We start from the raw sequence: 511 nt of genomic DNA, 5'->3' as shown, positions 1-511 counted from the left end.
CTCACAAGACGAGATCGCCGACCATCCAGCGATCGACAAATCCCAACCGACCGTAAGCCGGATTCTCAACAACTACGACCCTGCTCTTGATGGAACGGAGATCGTCGGATCTGGGTACGGGCGAGCCGAAGACACACAGACAGATGCCCCACCAGTGACCACGTACCGCGAGGCACTGGCTGAAGCCATGCTACACGCCCCGATGCTGGCCCCGATGGTCGGCATGGCGAAACTCAACAACACCGAAAACGACGGATAGAGCACCCATCACGAACCACCCCGATCGAGAACAACGCGCATCTATATATCTACCTCCTCTCTGACACACCATGGGCAAATGGGCTGTGGGCCAATTTCATTCACTGTAGACCGAAGGTCTACAGTTAATGAATACTGTAGGGGAGGGTATCACTGAATACGCATACTACCAGAAGTATGATAAACCGACTACGAGTCCTTGTACCTCACACGGTGCTCCTCCGGCACACGGTGGACCAGTTCACTGTAGATC

General features: G+C 54.4%; 1 protein-coding gene. It reads left to right on the top strand.

What is annotated here, in order from left to right:
• Positions 1–259 (top strand): hypothetical protein (locus C480_RS17550; protein WP_006666967.1); only part of this gene is annotated, 259 nt, incomplete at its 5' end.
• Between the last annotated feature and the right edge of the window lie 252 nt (positions 260–511).

Source organism: Natrialba aegyptia DSM 13077 (assembly GCF_000337535.1).
Classification (GTDB): domain Archaea; phylum Halobacteriota; class Halobacteria; order Halobacteriales; family Natrialbaceae; genus Natrialba; species Natrialba aegyptia.
This window is presented reverse-complemented; position numbering and strand designations above follow the sequence as displayed.